The sequence below is a fragment of the Streptomyces torulosus genome (genome assembly GCF_001419765.1).
GTDB lineage: Bacteria > Actinomycetota > Actinomycetes > Streptomycetales > Streptomycetaceae > Streptomyces > Streptomyces torulosus.
The window spans coordinates 18,597-33,319 of sequence record NZ_LIRK01000025.1 but is presented as its reverse complement, the minus strand read 5'-3'; the positions used below and the strand labels follow the sequence as shown (position 1 = coordinate 33,319).

Sequence of the window (14,723 nt, the reverse complement as noted above, 5' to 3'; positions counted from 1 at the left end):
GAGGGAGACACGGAGGAGAACCCCAAGGGCCGCATCCGGGGCACGAAGAAGCTGCTCACCACCGCGGCCGTCATCATGAGCGCCTTCCTGGTCACCACCAGCTTCATCACCACCCTCCTCATCCCGGAGAAGGAGTTCGAGGACGGCGGCGACGCGAACGGCCGTGCCCTCGCCTACCTTGCACACGAGTATCTGGGCAACGCCTTCGGCACCCTCTACGACGTCTCGACGATCGCCATCCTGTGGTTCGCCGGTGCCTCCGCGATGGCGGGCCTGCTGAACCTCATGCCCCGCTACCTTCCCCGCTACGGCATGGCCCCGCACTGGGCCCGCGCGGTCCGCCCCATGGTCATCGTCTTCACCCTGGTCGGCTTCCTCGTCACCTGGATCTTCGACGCGGACGTCGACGCCCAGGGCGGCGCGTACGCGACAGGTGTCCTGGTCCTGATCAGCTCGGCGGCGATCGTGGTGACCATCGCGGCCCGGAAGGCGGGCCAACGAGGCTGGACGATCGCCTTCGCCGTGATCCCGGCGGTGTTCCTCTACACCACCGTCCTGAACGTCATCGAGCGCCCCGACGGTGTGAAGATCGGCGCCTGCTTCATCGCCGCGATCATCCTCGCCTCCCTGCTCTCCCGCCTGGCCCGGGCCTTCGAACTCCGCGTGACCAGCGTCGAGCTGGACGACATGGCGGAACGATTCGTCCGTGACATGTCCCACCGCCGTATCCGCTTCATCGCCAACGAGCCCGACCAGCGTGACAAGGCCGAGTACCGCGACAAGATCGAGCAGATCCGGCAGGACAACGACATGCCGGAACAGGAGGACTTCGTCTTCGTCGAGGTGACGGTCACGGACCCCTCCGAGTTCGAGGCGGGCCTGACCGTACGCGGCGAGGTCCTGCACGACCGCTACCGGGTCCTGACCCTGGAGTCCTCCTCCGTCCCCAACTCCCTCGCCGCGCTCCTCCTCCACGTCCGCGACTCCACGGGCCGCACCCCGCACATCTACTTCGAGTGGACCGAGGGCAACCCCTTCGCCAACTTCCTCCGCTTCTTCCTCTTCGGCCAGGGCGAGGTCGCCCCGGTCACCCGCGAGGTCCTGCGCGAGGCCGAACCGGACCGCGCCCGCCGCCCCCGCGTCCACACCGGCTGACACCGGCGCGCCCTCTCAGCCCCCTCAGGCCCGTCAAGATCTCGCCAGGACCCCGTCAGGATTCACCCGTACGCCGTCAGGATCCCGTCAGCGGCAGTTGCCGGCCCCGGCCGGCCGCCCAGCGTCGGCGGCATGCAGCGGAACAGACCTCCGAGCCCGGCCGGCGACCGCCACTGGCGCGGCAGCGCCCGCTTCGCGACGACCTGCGCCCTGCTGTTCTGCGCCATGTCCCTGCTGGTCGACCGGGACGCGGGAAGCCTGACGCTCCCCCGCGCCCTGCTGTGGATCACCCTGTCCGCCGTCGTCCTCATCGTCCTGCTGCCACCCCGGGTGACCGCGGGCCTCGGGTGGCTGACGGTCACCAGCCCCTGGCGACAGCACACTGTATGTACGGATGCCTTGGTGGCAGCACGCCAGTACGGGGTGGTCTCCTCCTGCCTGGTCCTGCACGACGCACACGGCCACCGCCTGGAAGTCGACTCTGGCGCCCTTGCCGCCAACCCACTGATCTGGCACGAGCTCGACACCGGCGTCCGCCGCTCCGTCGAACGCGGCACGCTCCTCCAAGGCACGGACGTCCTGGAACAGCTCGGTCACCGGATCGACGACGAGACCACGCGAGCGGTGCTGAGGGCCTCCGGCCTCTCCTGACCGGCCTCTCCTGACCGGCCTCTCCTGACCGGCCTCTCCTGACCCCTCGACTGAGATGACACAAATAATTGTCATCTCAGTCGAGGGTGATATCTTCAGCAGCGTGCCGAACGACGCCCACCTACTCTTCGCCGACCACGTCGGCCGCTTCTACGCCCGCCAGTACGGCTTCCCACCCATGGCCGGACGCCTGCTGGGCTACCTGTTCGTCTGCGACCCGCCGCGACAATCGATCGACGAACTGGGCGAAGCACTGCTGGCGAGCCGCAGCGCCATCACGGGCGCGGTCAAACTGCTGGAGAACTTCGGGATGGCCCGGCGCACCCGCACCGCAGGTGAGCGCATGGACCGGGTGAGCCTGAACCCGGACAGCCGACAGCCGCAGAACTTCGACGGCGCCCTCCACCAAGAACACGCCGCACTGTTCCGGGAGGGCCTGGCACTCCTCGCCGATGCCCCTCCGGAGCGCCGCGCCCCGCTGGCGGAGATGGTCGCGCTGGCCGAGTTCCTCGCCGAGCGCCTGCCCCGACTGGTCGACGAGTGGCAGGCACACCGCGACGGACTGCGCGCCTCGGGACAACTGACCGACCCCCCGCGAACAGCCCCACACAGAGAGGTTGTCCCTGATGACCAGGCATGACCCGACCACCCTGTCGGCCCTCTCCGCCCTACGGGAGCGGGCAGAGCAGGGCGACCACAGCGCGGTCGACGAACTGATCGAGCTCGCCGTCGAACTCGGCGATCTGAACGAGTTGCGCCACCTCGCGGACGCGGGCAGCTCCGACGCGGCCGATGAGCTCATCCAGCTCGCCGCGGAGCAAGGCGACCTCGGAGAACTTCGGCGCCTCTCGGACGGCGGAAACGCCACAGCCACCGACCAGCTGATCGAACTCGCCACCGAACAGGACGACATGGACGAGCTGCGGCGCCTCGCCGACCGGGGCAACGCCACGGCGGCCGAGCAACTCGCGGAACTGACCGCCGAGTGACCTCCGGTGACGGCCCCCGCCGGCGGCCTCTCCGAGGACGGCCACCGAGCACGACACCAAGAGCGCTGTTCGGCCGGCTGTGCGGTGCCACCCTGGCCCGCGCCCACGCCCGCTCCGGTGACCGGATCGCGATCGCCGGCCACCTGGGCGGCGGCGACGCCTTCGACCGTGCGCTGGTGACGTTCGCCGAGCTGTACGCCGACCAGAACGAGAAGGACCACCAGGCCCTGGTCGAGGCCATCCGGGCGGGACGGGTCCCTGCCGAAACTGCCTGACGCGCGGAACTGCCTGACGCGCGGTGTGTCATCGGCTGATGGTCTGTTTCGATCAGGAACTGGTCTGGAGACCGGGTGCGAAGCCGTGCGACGGGGCCTCAAGTAGAAGGTGTGCTCACTCAGGTAGAAGGTCCGCTCGAGATACTCAGCCGGGACCCGCCGTCGGCCGTCGGCCGGGTCCGGGCTGGTTCAGTGGTGGTTCAGTGGTGAAGGGGCTGTCGTCGTGACAGGGCGTCAGCCAACTGCCGGCGGGCCACGGGCAGTGCCGAATCCAACTGGCGGGTCCAACTGGCGGGTTCCGGTGACCACGCACAGCGTGTACGTCGCCTGGAATGCCCCATGCTCACCGCAGCCGCTGACGGTCTGCGCCGCCCGGGACAACGGCCCACACAGCCCCGGTCCCGGCGACCACGCTCCGCAGTCGCACCCCTGAGGTGGCACCCTCCGGCGTGTCCCGGCAGAGGTCGGCGCGCGGTCCTTCGCCGACCTGTAGAAGAAGGCGAGCGAGCGTTCACAGGGACCAGCCGGGCTGCCGCTGCCGCACACAAGTCGACGATCCGCCAGGCATGTCCGGCGGGTGGATCCGGAGGACCGGAGCATGAGCGGTGCCGCATGGACCGGTGTGGCGGTGGCGGGTGTCACTGCCGCGTACGCACTGTTCTCGCGTCGGCTGTCCTCGACGCCGCTGTCGTCGGCGATCGTGTTCGTCGGTTCCGGGATCCTCATCGGGCCAGCCGGGCTGGACATCATCGACCTGGAGCATGACACCGCGCCGATCATCACGCTTCTCGAAGCCGCGCTGACCCTGGTGCTGTTCACCGATGCCATGACGGTCCGCAGGCGTGACCTCGCGGCCGGGGGCTTTCTGCCGGGCCGTCTGCTGGACATCGGCCTGCCCCTGAGCATCGGGGCGGGCTGGCTGCTCGCCTGGCCATTGCTGCCGGGGCTGACCCTGTGGGAGCTCGCACTGGTCGGCGCGATCCTCGCACCCACTGACGCCGCCCTGGGCAAGACGGCCATCTCCCATCCCCGGGTCCCGGCGCTCGTACGGCATGGTCTGAATGTGGAAAGCGGCCTGAACGACGGCATGGTGCTGCCGTTCTTCGTCGTGTTCCTGGCCGCCATTCCCGGCACGCTCTATGCGGAGGAGGGGGCGGGGGGTGTCTTCTGGCGCGCACTCGTCCTGAGCACCGCCTTGGGCCTTCTGGTCGGTGGGCTGGGAGGCCGGCTGCTGCAGTGGTCCCGGGCCAGAGGATGGGTCACACGGGAGTGGCGGCAGGTCCATGTGCTGGCCGTCGCGGTGGCGGCGTACGGACTCGGCGTCGTGACGGACGGCAGCGGCTTCATCGCCGCCTGGGTCGCCGGGTTCGCCTTCGGATTCGCCCTGCGCCACCACCGCACCGGCCGCGAGGAGGAGAGCCCTGACCGCACGGCCGAGTTCGCCGAGAACCTCGGAGGACTCCTGGCATCACTCAGTCTTCTGGTCTTCGGGGCGGTGCTCCTCGGCCCCGCGCTGGAGCACCTGAGCTGGCGGATCGTCCTGTACGCGCTGCTCAGTCTCACCGTCGTCAGGATGGTGCCGGTGGCCCTGTCCCTCGTCGGGAGCGGGCTGCTGGCACCGACGGTGGCGTACATCGGGTGGTTCGGGCCGCGCGGTCTCGCATCCGTCGTGCTGGGACTGCTCGTGGTGGAGGAATCCGCGCACGTTCCAGGGGTGGAACTGCTGGGCAGAGTGGTCGCGGTCACCGTCGGCCTCAGCGTCCTCCTGCACGGCGCCTCGGCCGTGGCCCTCGCCGAGCGGTACGGCCGCTGGTACGAGCAGGCCACGGCCGTCACCCGCGGCCTGCGTGAGGAGGCACCCGTACCCGAGTCCCCAGGGCGGCGCAGGCTCGGCTCCCTGGACCGACCCGAGAAGTGATGGTGCGGCCCGGGTCTCCACGCCGCGCCTCAGCTGTCTCCGTCCGACAGCCAGCGCAACTCGATCTCGAGCCACTGGCTTTCGTGACGCCATGAGTCCAGGGCAGCCACCATCTGGCGGCTCACGGCGCCGACTGTCAGTGAGCGCCACCGGCAGCCGGTCAGAAACTCGACGAGTACTCCGATCCGTTCGTCATGGCGAGCCGCCGGCTCCCGGTCGGCCGTTCCGGGACGGTCGATCGCGGAGAGCGCGCGACGGCTGACCATCTCGGGCGTGAGCCGTCGCCACGTGTACGGGCCCAGCGCCTCGCTCACCGCCCGCACCCGCTCGTCGGTCAAGGAAGTCAGATGCACCATCCGAGCTCTGCTCGGCCAGGACGACATGGAGGAGGCGGCCACGGTTCTCCAGCCCGGTGACTCCGCAGGCATTCTGGTCTACGAAAACCTGTGGGCAGCGCCGCTTGCCAGGGCACTACGGCGCGGTGGCGCGCAACTGGTGGCCGGCGGGCGCATCACCGCTTGTGCCAAGGCGTGTCGCCTGTCACCAACGTCCCCGGACAGCACAGCCAGGGCCCTGGCCGAGCGGCCGACTCAGGAACTTTGCCGGAGCCAGCGCAAGGAACTTCGACATCGCGGTGGCGAGCCGCGCCGCCTCGGGCCCACCGGGCTCGCCCGCCAAGCTACGGAACGTCAGTTCCAGAGCCCGGTCACCCTCGCGCACCAGAAGGGTGGTGATCTGGGCCTGCTGCCCGACCGGACCGGCGAGCATCGTACGCATCAAGGCCTCGTCACCGAACCTCTGCTCCACCTTGAGCGGCTCGCTCGGATCATCGGCCGGATCCACCACCTGGACGGTGATCTCCTGATCGCCGATGTTCATCGTCCAGGCGGCGCACTGGGCGTACACCTGCCGCATGTCGGCCATCCAGGCCACGGCAGCCCCTGCTGCCCGCTCCGAGACCCCTTCGTCGACGACGATCGAGGAGTCGGCGTTCATGAACGAGGTCCTGACCTCTCTCGCGGCCTTGTCGCTGAACGCCCTGTTCAGCAGGGCCGTGAGTTGCGGGGTCGGACCGGTCATCGGCGGCGGGTCCTCGTCGGACGAGGGCGACGCCAGCTCAGTGAAGTCGTCGAGGCTCGCGTGGGCCAGATCCGCTGCGGTGACCAGTAGCCGCTCAAGGTCCTCAGGCTGCGCGGTCGGCTCCGATGGTGAACCGTCAAATGTGCTCATGGAGTTGCCCTTTCAAGCAGTGGATGGCATATGGCAGGCGGCACCGTATCCCGCTTGGGCGCCAAGGTGATCAAGGATTTCGCGCCATGCGGTACCGAGGCCCGGGATGTTCCGGCCCAAACCCGCGGCGCCGACCGGAGAGAAGGTCAGCCCCTGCTCCGGAGCGCGTCGAGGACGTGTGGCCAGGCAGTTGTCCCCAAGAGCGCGTCAGCTTCCGGCGTGCCTCCGTACTGGAAGTGGGGGGATGCCGGCGCCTGGCTCTCGCCGGGAAAACGCGGGCGGTGGCCTGCGTCGTGGCGGGCGATCAGACGCACCGTGGCCCCGACTGAGCGTCGGCGTTGCGCCAGTTGTTCGGCGAAGGGCAGAGACGGCCACATCGCATCGTCGCCGCCTGCGACAAGCAGCAGATCGGCCCGCGCGTCATCCACGGGGATCTCCGCTGGAGCGAGCAGATCGGCAAACGTCCGCTCGCTCAGTTCGTACCACCCGCGGATGGCGACCGGCCCACCGTCCGTCCCTGCAGAAGTCCAGGAATCGTCCAGCGGGACGAAGGGCAGCGCCTGCTCTCGCCATGTCCAGGAGGATCGATAGGGGTGTCGTGCTCCGTCGCGGCCCGGTCCGACGTTGCACCAGACCCGAGATGTGGGCGACATCGCGATGACGACGTCCACGCGTGGATCGTGCACTGCCGTGAGCAGAGCTGCCTCAGCCCCCTTGGAAGTGCCCACGATGCCGATGCGTCGTGCCCCGTTCAACCGGAGGAGGTCGACGGCGGCGGTGAAGGTTTCCAGTGGGATCTCGCAGATCCCCCGGGACTGCCCGGGTCCGCCGAACCAGCGGATCGACATGGCCGTCATGCCCTGCTGGGCAAGGATGCGTGCTCTCTCTCGTTCGACACGCCCGCTTGATCCCGCCAGGACCAGGACACCGATGTCACCACCGCGGACGGGAGCGACCAGCACGCCCTCCCAGGGATCGGTCAACTCGCGCTCAGTGACATCCACATGGCCCCCACCGTCCGCCTCAACCTGTCGGCGCAGCCTAATGCGCCGCAGAGCACTGCTGATCGCCGCCAAGCCGGGCCCGGACTCCCTCAGTTCGAGCGGGACAATGCGGTGCGGGCTCCTCGTCATGCTTCATTGCGGGTCAGGAGTCGCAGTGCTGTTCGGTCGGTGACGTCCGGTGAGCCGCCAAGGCGATGGACCACCACCCAGGCTCCGGTGTCCGGGAGTGCCCCGGCGAAGACGGAGGCGCCTCTCGTCGCGCCGTTGTGCCAGAGCAGTCGGCCGAGGGGCTGCCATGACGGGGCCGGTTCGCCCAGGCGCCGGTTCAGCAGCAGGGCCTGGGTGATCGTCGCCACGGCGCGCGTCGATGCCCAGAGACCGCCGGCCGGCAGTATCGCGCCGTTCATGGTCCATGGCGGACGCGTCCGGCCGAGCAGGCCTCTGGCGATCAGACGTCGCTCGACGGGCGGGTCGGCGGTCACGTCCTCGACCTCGAGCGGTTCCAGCACGTGCCGGTGGATCAGTTCCTCGAACGGCGTGGCGGTGGCGGCCGTGAGGGCCGCACCGAGTACGGCGTAGCCGAAGTTCGAGTACTCCTGGTCCTGACCGGGTGGTCGGACCGTGAGGGTGTCGAGCCGGGCGACGGTTCGGTGCAGGGCCTCGTGGCTGAACGCGGCGTAGGGATCCCGCCTGGTGTACGGCACGCCGGGAGGCAGGCGAGGAAGGCCGGAGGTGTGGTCGGCCAGGCGGCGCAGTGTGATGCCGGTACCGCCGGGGGCGTCCAGCCAGCGTTCCACCGGATCGTCCAGGTCCACCGTTCCCTCGGCCGTCAGTCGCATGAGCAGCGTACCGGTGAGGATCTTCGTGAAGGAGCCGACCTGGACCAGGGCATCGGGGTCATGGCCCTGACTGCACTGCTCTGCTGCGACGTTGGACAGAACGCAACTCGCTACTCGGCCCACTCTCACCTGTCTCCGCTCGCGGAAAGATATGGATGGTGCCCTGCCATGACTCGCAGCCATTCTCGGCAGCGAGCAGAGAAGTCGTCAGGGCGCTGCGGCATGACGTCAACCTTGTGTCCGAGGGAGCAGCAGTTCCTCACCCATAACTCTTGACTATTGCCCCCTGCCTTGCTCAACTCCTTGCCCCGACTTCGTACGCAGGATCTGCACAGCTCTCCGTGCTCAATTCGCACAGGTGGAACGTCGCTCGACAACCCGTCGCACCAACACAAGAGGAGGCTGTACCTATGAACGACTTATTCCGCCGTATATGCATGGCCCTGGCCGTGGGGCTGTGTCTCTTGCTGGGCGCCGCCGGCACGGCGACAGCTTCTCCTGTAGTCGCCGGCCCGGTCCTCGTGAAGGCCGCCGATGGCCTGCCGGCACTCGACGAGGGTCAATCGGCGGCCGCGGCGCTGAACGCTTCCGCATCGCAGGCCTCCACGGCCGCCGCGTGTCCGGCGCCGGGGAAACGGATCAAGACGGCCTCCGACCCCACGGTCTATCTGGTCGGTCCGGGCAGCCGTCTCTACTACATCCCCAATGAGACGGTCTACTTCAGCCTGTGGGGCTCCTGGGACGGAATTGCCATCGTCCCCAACAGCATCTTCGCGGAGTGCGGCTGGTCCGACGCCTACGAGCTCGCCAACGCGCGATTGGTGAAGACGAGTGCCGCCCCACAGGTCTACATCTGGGACGCGTGGTACGGCTACCGCTGGATCACGACCGAAACCACCTTCAACAAGTACGCCTTCTCCTGGGCGAAGGTCCGGATCGTGGGCTCAGTCTCCCCCGTCAGCAGCAACACCTGGTGGCAGTAACAGCACACCACCGGTGACCCCAGGCCCCCGTCGTACGCGCCATGCACGCGGTGCGTCGGTGCTCGTCCCGGCTCCCCCACCGTCGACCGGCAGGGGAGCCGATGCGCAGAGGGGACAGCCCACCGGGCGTCTCCCCTCGAGCGTGCCCCGCGAGTACGGGGTTCTGGCGGAGGAGATTGAGGGCTCCCCGCGCCGCCGACTCGATCGGAGGCCACGGGCAGCATGACGCCCTGGACCTTGGCAGCCTCGTCATGTGTGGTGCTCCATGAACCCACGACGGTGGGCTGCCGCACGGTCCACGCCCAAGGGCGGGAACACGCTCGACGAGGTGTGCGTCAAACGCCCTTCAGGACACGGTCCAGTGCCGCTCGGCCTGTGGGGCCCCAGTGGGGCTTGCCGCCGGGGAGGCCTCGGTCTCCGTTCTGGCCCATCAGCATCAGGAAGAGGCTTTTCATGGCGGCCAGCCCGCGGGCGCGGCGGATCGCCGCCTCGTCCGCATCCGCGTACCTGTCGAAGAAGCGTGAGGCCGTGCCCGCGGGCAGCAGGACCCATGCGGCGGCGAGGTCCCATGCCGGATCGCCGGCGAACAGGGCGCCGAAGTCGACGACGCCCGTGAGCGTTCCGTCCGAGACGACGACGTTCGCGGGATGGAGGTCGCCGTGCACCCACACCGGCGGACCCTCCCACGCGTGGGCCGCGACGGCGTCGTCCCAGACAGCCCGGACGTCGGCGGCGATGTCGTCGGGGACGACGGCCTCGAAGAAGTGCTCGAAGCCGTCCGTGCAGGCCCTGGGATGGGCACCGAAGTCCGTGGAGACCGGCGCCTCGGCGGGCGCCTCCACATGGAGCGCCCGGAGGAAGCCCGCCAGCGTGTCGGCCGCGTGGTCGCCGCGGCTGATCGAGCCATGGTCCAGCGGCTCGCCGGGGACCCACGTCATCACGGTCCAGTGCTTGGGGAAGCGCTCGGACGGTTCGCCGAACCGCACCGGGCGCGGCACCGGGAGCGGCAGGCGCGGGGCCAGCACCGGTAGCCACCGGCGCTCCTTCAGCTGGAGCTCCGGAGTCGGGTCCATGCGCTGCATGCGCACGGCCAACTCGTCTCCGAGGCGCCACATCTGGTTGCCCCAGCCGCCCACCACCTCACGTACGGCCAGCCCCGCGAGGTCCGGATGCTGTTCCTTCAGCAGGTCGCGGACCAGATATGCGGTGATCTCGATTTCGGTATCGGCGCCGATCTGGGTGTCGATCTCGATCTCGGTATCGGTGTCGGTGTCGGTGTCGGTGTCCGTCATGCGACGTCACAGTAATGAGGGTGCGCCCGGTGCCCCCATCTCGTACGTCCGCTCCTCGGCTACGGGATCACCACTCCCGCACCGTTGTCGCCGCTCAGGTTCGCGCCGAACAACGCCCTCGGCGCCGGGGCCCCGATGTCCGTCGGGTTCTCCGCGACCGACTTCGAGGCGGTCACGCCGGAGGCCGTGCCGCGCAGCAGCCACACCGCGCCGCCGTTCACGACGCTGCCCAGGTTCTCGCCCGGCGCGCCCGCGACCAGGTCCGCCTTGCCGTCACCGGTCATGTCGAGCAGTCGCAGCGCCGCGCCGAACACGTCGCCGGACTCCGCGGCACCCGGAACTCCCGTCGTGTCCTGGTGGAAGGCCTGCGCGCCCTTGCCGGTGAGCCCGCCCTTGGCGCCCTTGAGCAGCACCACGGCGCCGGCCCTGGACTTGGAGCCGATCGCCTCGCCGGGGACGCCGACGGCCAGGTCGGGGTATCCGTCGCCGTTCGCGTCGCCCGCGTGCAGCCGTCCGCCGAACTGGTCGCCCTTCTCGCTCACGCCGGGCACACCCGCCGTGTTCTGGGTGATCGTCTGCGTACGGGTCTGGCTGGGGCCGGACGCGGAACCGTAGTAGATCTTGACGGTGCCAGGGTCCTCCTCGGTGCCCTCGGTGTCGCCGTTGATGAAGACGCGGGTGGCGAGGTCGGCGTAGCCGTCGCGGTCGAAGTCGGCGACGGCGGTGCCCGCCGCGGAGTTCAGCCGCTGCGGGACCGTGGACAGGCCGGCCTTGGAGCCGAGCCACAGCTTGCCGCCCTCGGCGTGGTTCTCGTAGACGTAGAACGTCGCGAGGTCCTCGACGCCGTCGCCGTTGAAGTCGCCCGTGGCGGTGGAGTTGATGGAGTTGTCGGTGCTGTACACCTGCACCTGCTGTGCGCGGGCGGGGGCGCCGTCGCGGCCGAAGGGGCCGTAGAGGACGTCGTGGAAGTCGTACTCGTCCCCGTTGCCCATGAACAGGTCCGTGTGCCCGTCGCCGTCGAAGTCGCCGGCGGTGAGGTCGTCGCCGACCTGGGCGTTCGCCGGTGCGCCGACGCGGACGGCGCCCTCGCCGGACAGGCCGGTCTTCCGGCCCCACAGGACGGTCACCGACCCGTTGACGTTGTTCTCCGGCCGGTAGTCGCGGGCGACCACGGCCAGGTCGGTCAGGCCGTCGCCGTCCAGGTCGCGGGAGACCATCGCGTAGCCGAAGACGTGGTTGTCGCCGGAGGCGCCGGGCACGTCGGCGGTGTCCTGGGTGATGACCGTGGTGCGCTTGGGGTCGAGGCCCTGCGGGGAGCCGTAGCTGACCGCGATGTAGCCGGCGCGGGCATGCCCGCCGACGCTCGCGCCCGGGGCGGCGACGGCGACGTCCTGGTAGCCGTCGCCGTTGAAGTCCTCGCGCACGGTCGCGACGCCGTCCTTCGCAGACGCGGTGCCCGCGACGAGCGGCACGCCGAACGACCCGATCAGGGCGGCGGCCACGGCGGTCGATACGGCGGGTCGGCGGATTCCCACTGCTCCTCCTCAAAGCGCGAGCGACATCGAGACGCCTCGCACGGGTGTGACTCACCTCCAAGACACCCGGAAACGGTGGATGGTTGTGCGATGACGGCCGGGTGAAGCGGACACGATGCGCCGGTGAGGAAGGGACGGGTCCGAGAGCCTTCGGAAACGTGAGGTTCACCCGGGGCGCGCTCAGGGGTTACGACCGCTGCCTAGCGTCACTTTCATGGACGCGAGGCTGTCTCCGCACGCGGACCGTCCTCCACGCCGAGCGCGGCTGATCCCCGAGATCCGGGCCGCGCCTTCCCCTCCCCGGCAGCCGCGGCCGCGACCGTCCCCCACCGGTACCCGAACACGAGCAAGGAGGCGTGCCCATGAGCACCACCGAGTCACGGCTGACCACCACGGACCCGGCGAGAGCGGCCACGAGTCAGGCGACCAGGGAGACCCTGGAGGACTACACCCTCCGGTTCGCGCCCCGCAGTTACCGCCGCTGGACCCCCATGGTGGTGGCGACCACGGCGCTCGGCGGCATCGCGTACATGGCCGACTTCTCCATCGGTGCCGGGATCGCCTTCGCCCACGGCACCGGCAACGCGCTCGTGGCGATCGCCGTCGCCGCCGTGGTCATCTTCGTGACCGGGTTCCCGCTGGCGTACTACGGCGCCCGCTACAACATCGACCTGGATCTCATCACCCGCGGCTCCGGCTTCGGGTACTACGGCTCGGTGCTCACCAGCGTCATCTTCGCGAGCTTCACGTTCATCTTCTTCGCCCTGGAGGGCTCGATCATGGCCCAGGGCCTGAAGCTGGGGCTCGGGATGCCCCTGTGGCTGGGCTATCTGGTGTCCACCCTCATGGTGATCCCGCTGGTCATCTACGGCATGAAGGCGCTGAGCAAGCTCCAGGTGTGGACGACCCCGATCTGGCTGCTGCTGATGGTCGCCCCGTTGGTCTACCTCGTCTCCACCGACCCCGGGACGGTCGACCGGTTCCTCGCCTACGCCGGGACCGACGGCGAGGGGGCCGTCAACACCGCCTCCGTACTGCTCGGCGCGGGCGTGTGCCTGTCCCTGATCGCTCAGATCGGCGAGCAGATCGACTATCTGCGGTTCATGCCGCCGAAGACCGAGGCGAACAGGCGCGCCTGGTGGACGGCGGTCGTCATGGCGGGCCCCGGCTGGGTGGTGCTCGGCGCGCTGAAGCAGGCCATCGGTGTCTTCCTCGCCGTGTACGTCCTCGCCGAGGTCGGGCCGGCCGTCGCCACCGAGCCGATCCAGCAGTTCAAGGGTGCCTTCGACGCGATGCTGCCGTCCTGGACGGTGTTGCCGCTGGCCGTGGCCCTGGTCGTGATCAGCCAGATCAAGATCAACGTGACGAACGCGTACTCCGGCTCCCTCGCCTGGACGAACTCCTTCACCCGCGTCACCAGGCGCTATCCGGGCCGCATGGTGTTCGTCCTGGTCAACCTGGCCTTCGCGCTCGCGCTGATGGAGGCCGACATGTTCAGCTTCCTCAACAGCATCCTGGGCTTCTACTCGAACTGCGCCATCGCCTGGGTCGTCACCGTAGCCACCGACATCGGCGTCAACAAGTACCTGCTGAAACTCTCCCCGCACGCCCCCGAGTTCCGCCGCGGCATGCTCCACGCCGTCAACCCGGTCGGTGTCGTCGCGTTCGTCGCCGCGTCCGGGCTGTCCATCGCCCTGTACTTCCACGCCCTCGGCGACACCCTCCAGCCGTACTCCCCGGTCGCCGCCGCCCTCATCGCCTTCGTCCTCACTCCGATCATGGCGATCGTCACCCGGGGCAAGTACTACCTGCGCCGTACCGACGACGGTATCGACGAGCCGATGCTCGACGCGGAAGGCAACCCGAGCGGCGTGACGTACGACTGCCACGTCTGCCACCAGCCGTACGAGCGGCCCGATCTGGCCGCGTGTCAGACCCATGACGCCGTCGTCTGCTCGCTGTGCCTGAGTACCGACAACGTCGGCGACCACGTCCTGCCGGCGGCCGGGTGACAGAAGGGCTCCCGCGAGTCACGTCCTCGCGGGAGCCCTTCCTCCTACCGCCTGCGAGTGAAGGTTGAGAAGACGATCACGAGCAGGACGTCTGTGCGGACGCCGCCACGGTCGCGGCGTCATGCGTCACCACGTTCAGGGGGCGAGCAGCAGGCTGTCGCCGCGCTCCTTGGCGGCGGCGTAACGGCGCGCCACGTCCTGCCAGTTGACGACGGCCCACATCGCGTCGATGAAGTCGACCTTCTGGTTCTTGTACTGGAGGTAGAAGGCGTGCTCCCAGGCGTCGAAGACCAGGATGGGGGTGGAACCCTGGCCGACGTTGCCCTGGTGGTCGTAGACCTGCTCGACGATGAGACGACCGCTGAGCGGTTCGTACGCGAGCACGCCCCAGCCGGAACCCTGGGTCGTCGCCGACGCCTTGGTCAGCTGCGCCTTGAAGGCCGCGAACGAGCCGAAGGACTCGGCGATGGCGTCCGCCAGCTCGCCCACGCCGTCCTTCTCCAGGGGCTCGCCGCCGCCGTCACCGGCCATGTTGTGCCAGTAGATGGAGTGCAGGATGTGGCCGGAGAGGTGGAAGGCCAGGTTCTTCTCCAGGCCGTTGATCGAACCCCACTGCTCCTTGTCCCGTGCCTCCGCCAGCTGCTCCAGCGTGTCGTTCGCGCCCTTGACGTACGCCGCGTGGTGCTTGTCGTGGTGCAGCTCGATGATCTGCGGGTTGATGACCGGTTCGAGCGCCGCGTAGTCGTAGGGAAGCTCCGGGAGCGTGTACACCGCCATGTTCAACATCCTCCGACACTATTGCAACTAATGTGCAACTGCACGCTATCAGCAATAGAGGTG

Annotated in this window: 13 protein-coding genes and 3 pseudogenes; 9 read left to right on the top strand and 7 right to left on the bottom strand. The window is 69.0% G+C overall.

Annotated elements, in window-relative coordinates; genetic code table 11:
• Positions 1 to 3 precede the first annotated feature (3 nt).
• The 6 genes and pseudogenes from AOK23_RS02665 to AOK23_RS02640 all read left to right on the top strand — a co-directional run.
• Positions 4 to 1,155, top strand: a pseudogene (locus AOK23_RS02665) (APC family permease); the annotation flags it as partial.
• A 132-nt stretch (positions 1,156 to 1,287) separates the two neighbouring features.
• Positions 1,288 to 1,806 carry a hypothetical protein gene (locus AOK23_RS02660; protein ID WP_055711127.1) on the top strand — a complete coding sequence of 173 codons (519 nt, stop codon included), beginning with the start codon at positions 1,288 to 1,290 and terminating at the stop codon, positions 1,804 to 1,806.
• Between the two features lie 103 nt (positions 1,807 to 1,909).
• Positions 1,910 to 2,446 (top strand): GbsR/MarR family transcriptional regulator, encoded by a 537-nt coding sequence (locus tag AOK23_RS02655; protein WP_107102710.1) that lies wholly within the window; start codon positions 1,910 to 1,912, stop codon positions 2,444 to 2,446.
• The gene (locus tag AOK23_RS02650) at positions 2,433 to 2,795 is read left to right on the top strand and encodes a hypothetical protein (protein ID WP_206336101.1); all 363 of its coding nucleotides are present in this window, start codon (positions 2,433 to 2,435) and stop codon (positions 2,793 to 2,795) included. Before AOK23_RS02655 ends, AOK23_RS02650 begins: the two co-directional genes overlap by 14 nt.
• Before the next feature lie 68 nt (positions 2,796 to 2,863).
• Positions 2,864 to 3,070, top strand: a pseudogene (locus AOK23_RS02645) (DUF2252 family protein); the annotation flags it as partial.
• A 598-nt stretch (positions 3,071 to 3,668) separates the two neighbouring features.
• Positions 3,669 to 4,988, top strand: coding sequence for a cation:proton antiporter (locus AOK23_RS02640; protein ID WP_055711124.1), 1,320 nt, complete (start codon positions 3,669 to 3,671; stop codon positions 4,986 to 4,988).
• A gap of 29 nt (positions 4,989 to 5,017) precedes the next feature.
• Here the strand turns inward: AOK23_RS02640 and AOK23_RS02635 are convergent, their stop codons facing one another.
• A complete protein-coding gene (locus AOK23_RS02635; protein ID WP_055711123.1) occupies positions 5,018 to 5,344 on the bottom strand; it encodes a hypothetical protein in 327 nt (108 codons plus the stop codon).
• Between the two features lie 7 nt (positions 5,345 to 5,351).
• On the opposite strand from AOK23_RS02635, the pseudogene AOK23_RS49295 reads away from it, so the two are divergent.
• Positions 5,352 to 5,528 (top strand): annotated as a pseudogene (locus AOK23_RS49295) (DUF6325 family protein); the annotation flags it as partial.
• Here the strand turns inward: AOK23_RS49295 and AOK23_RS48340 are convergent.
• The 3 genes from AOK23_RS48340 to AOK23_RS02620 all read right to left on the bottom strand — a co-directional run bounded on the left by AOK23_RS48340 (position 5,529) and on the right by AOK23_RS02620 (position 8,184).
• Positions 5,529 to 6,218 carry a hypothetical protein gene (locus tag AOK23_RS48340; protein ID WP_055711122.1) on the bottom strand — a complete coding sequence of 230 codons (690 nt, stop codon included), beginning with the start codon at positions 6,216 to 6,218 and terminating at the stop codon, positions 5,529 to 5,531.
• Positions 6,219 to 6,364: 146 nt separating this feature from the next.
• Positions 6,365 to 7,294 carry an acyl-CoA thioester hydrolase/BAAT C-terminal domain-containing protein gene (locus AOK23_RS02625; RefSeq protein ID WP_240496222.1) on the bottom strand — a complete coding sequence of 310 codons (930 nt, stop codon included), beginning with the start codon at positions 7,292 to 7,294 and terminating at the stop codon, positions 6,365 to 6,367.
• Between the two features lie 53 nt (positions 7,295 to 7,347).
• Complete coding sequence (locus tag AOK23_RS02620; RefSeq protein WP_055711121.1) at positions 7,348 to 8,184, bottom strand: serine hydrolase domain-containing protein; 837 nt, start codon at positions 8,182 to 8,184, stop codon at positions 7,348 to 7,350.
• Positions 8,185 to 8,471: 287 nt separating this feature from the next.
• Here AOK23_RS02620 and AOK23_RS02615 point away from each other — a divergent pair, with 287 nt between their 5' ends.
• Entirely contained in the window at positions 8,472 to 9,044 is a 573-nt protein-coding gene (locus AOK23_RS02615; protein WP_157877918.1) for a hypothetical protein, read from the top strand.
• Positions 9,045 to 9,379: 335 nt separating this feature from the next.
• On the opposite strand, the gene AOK23_RS02610 is transcribed toward AOK23_RS02615, so the two are convergent.
• Together AOK23_RS02610 and AOK23_RS02605 are read right to left on the bottom strand one after the other, a co-directional pair.
• Positions 9,380 to 10,336 carry an aminoglycoside phosphotransferase family protein gene (locus tag AOK23_RS02610; protein WP_240496221.1) on the bottom strand — a complete coding sequence of 319 codons (957 nt, stop codon included), beginning with the start codon at positions 10,334 to 10,336 and terminating at the stop codon, positions 9,380 to 9,382.
• A 59-nt stretch (positions 10,337 to 10,395) separates the two neighbouring features.
• Positions 10,396 to 11,871: an FG-GAP and VCBS repeat-containing protein gene (locus AOK23_RS02605; protein WP_055711119.1), complete on the bottom strand. Its 1,476-nt coding sequence runs from the start codon at positions 11,869 to 11,871 to the stop codon at positions 10,396 to 10,398.
• Between the two features lie 362 nt (positions 11,872 to 12,233).
• Between AOK23_RS02605 and AOK23_RS02600 the strand changes: the two genes are divergently transcribed.
• A complete protein-coding gene (locus AOK23_RS02600) occupies positions 12,234 to 13,883 on the top strand; it encodes a purine-cytosine permease family protein (RefSeq protein ID WP_055711118.1) in 1,650 nt (549 codons plus the stop codon).
• A gap of 135 nt (positions 13,884 to 14,018) precedes the next feature.
• Here AOK23_RS02600 and AOK23_RS02595 read toward each other — a convergent pair whose 3' ends face one another.
• Positions 14,019 to 14,660 carry a superoxide dismutase gene (locus AOK23_RS02595; protein ID WP_055711117.1) on the bottom strand — a complete coding sequence of 214 codons (642 nt, stop codon included), beginning with the start codon at positions 14,658 to 14,660 and terminating at the stop codon, positions 14,019 to 14,021.
• Positions 14,661 to 14,723: the final 63 nt, after the last annotated feature.

What these genes read in the sequence shown, in the direction of transcription:
- AOK23_RS02660 (WP_055711127.1), top strand. Translation starts at nt 1,288, where the DNA reads ATGCAGCGGAACAGACCTCCGAGCCCGGCCGGCGACCGCCACTGGCGC.
- AOK23_RS02650 (WP_206336101.1), top strand. Translation starts at nt 2,433, where the DNA reads ATGACCAGGCATGACCCGACCACCCTGTCGGCCCTCTCCGCCCTACGG.
- AOK23_RS02640 (WP_055711124.1), top strand. Translation starts at nt 3,669, where the DNA reads ATGAGCGGTGCCGCATGGACCGGTGTGGCGGTGGCGGGTGTCACTGCC.
- AOK23_RS02635 (WP_055711123.1), bottom strand. Translation starts at nt 5,344, where the DNA reads ATGGTGCATCTGACTTCCTTGACCGACGAGCGGGTGCGGGCGGTGAGC.
- AOK23_RS48340 (WP_055711122.1), bottom strand. Translation starts at nt 6,218, where the DNA reads ATGAGCACATTTGACGGTTCACCATCGGAGCCGACCGCGCAGCCTGAG.
- AOK23_RS02615 (WP_157877918.1), top strand. Translation starts at nt 8,472, where the DNA reads ATGAACGACTTATTCCGCCGTATATGCATGGCCCTGGCCGTGGGGCTG.
- AOK23_RS02610 (WP_240496221.1), bottom strand. Translation starts at nt 10,336, where the DNA reads ATGACGGACACCGACACCGACACCGACACCGATACCGAGATCGAGATC.
- AOK23_RS02600 (WP_055711118.1), top strand. Translation starts at nt 12,234, where the DNA reads ATGAGCACCACCGAGTCACGGCTGACCACCACGGACCCGGCGAGAGCG.
- AOK23_RS02595 (WP_055711117.1), bottom strand. Translation starts at nt 14,660, where the DNA reads ATGGCGGTGTACACGCTCCCGGAGCTTCCCTACGACTACGCGGCGCTC.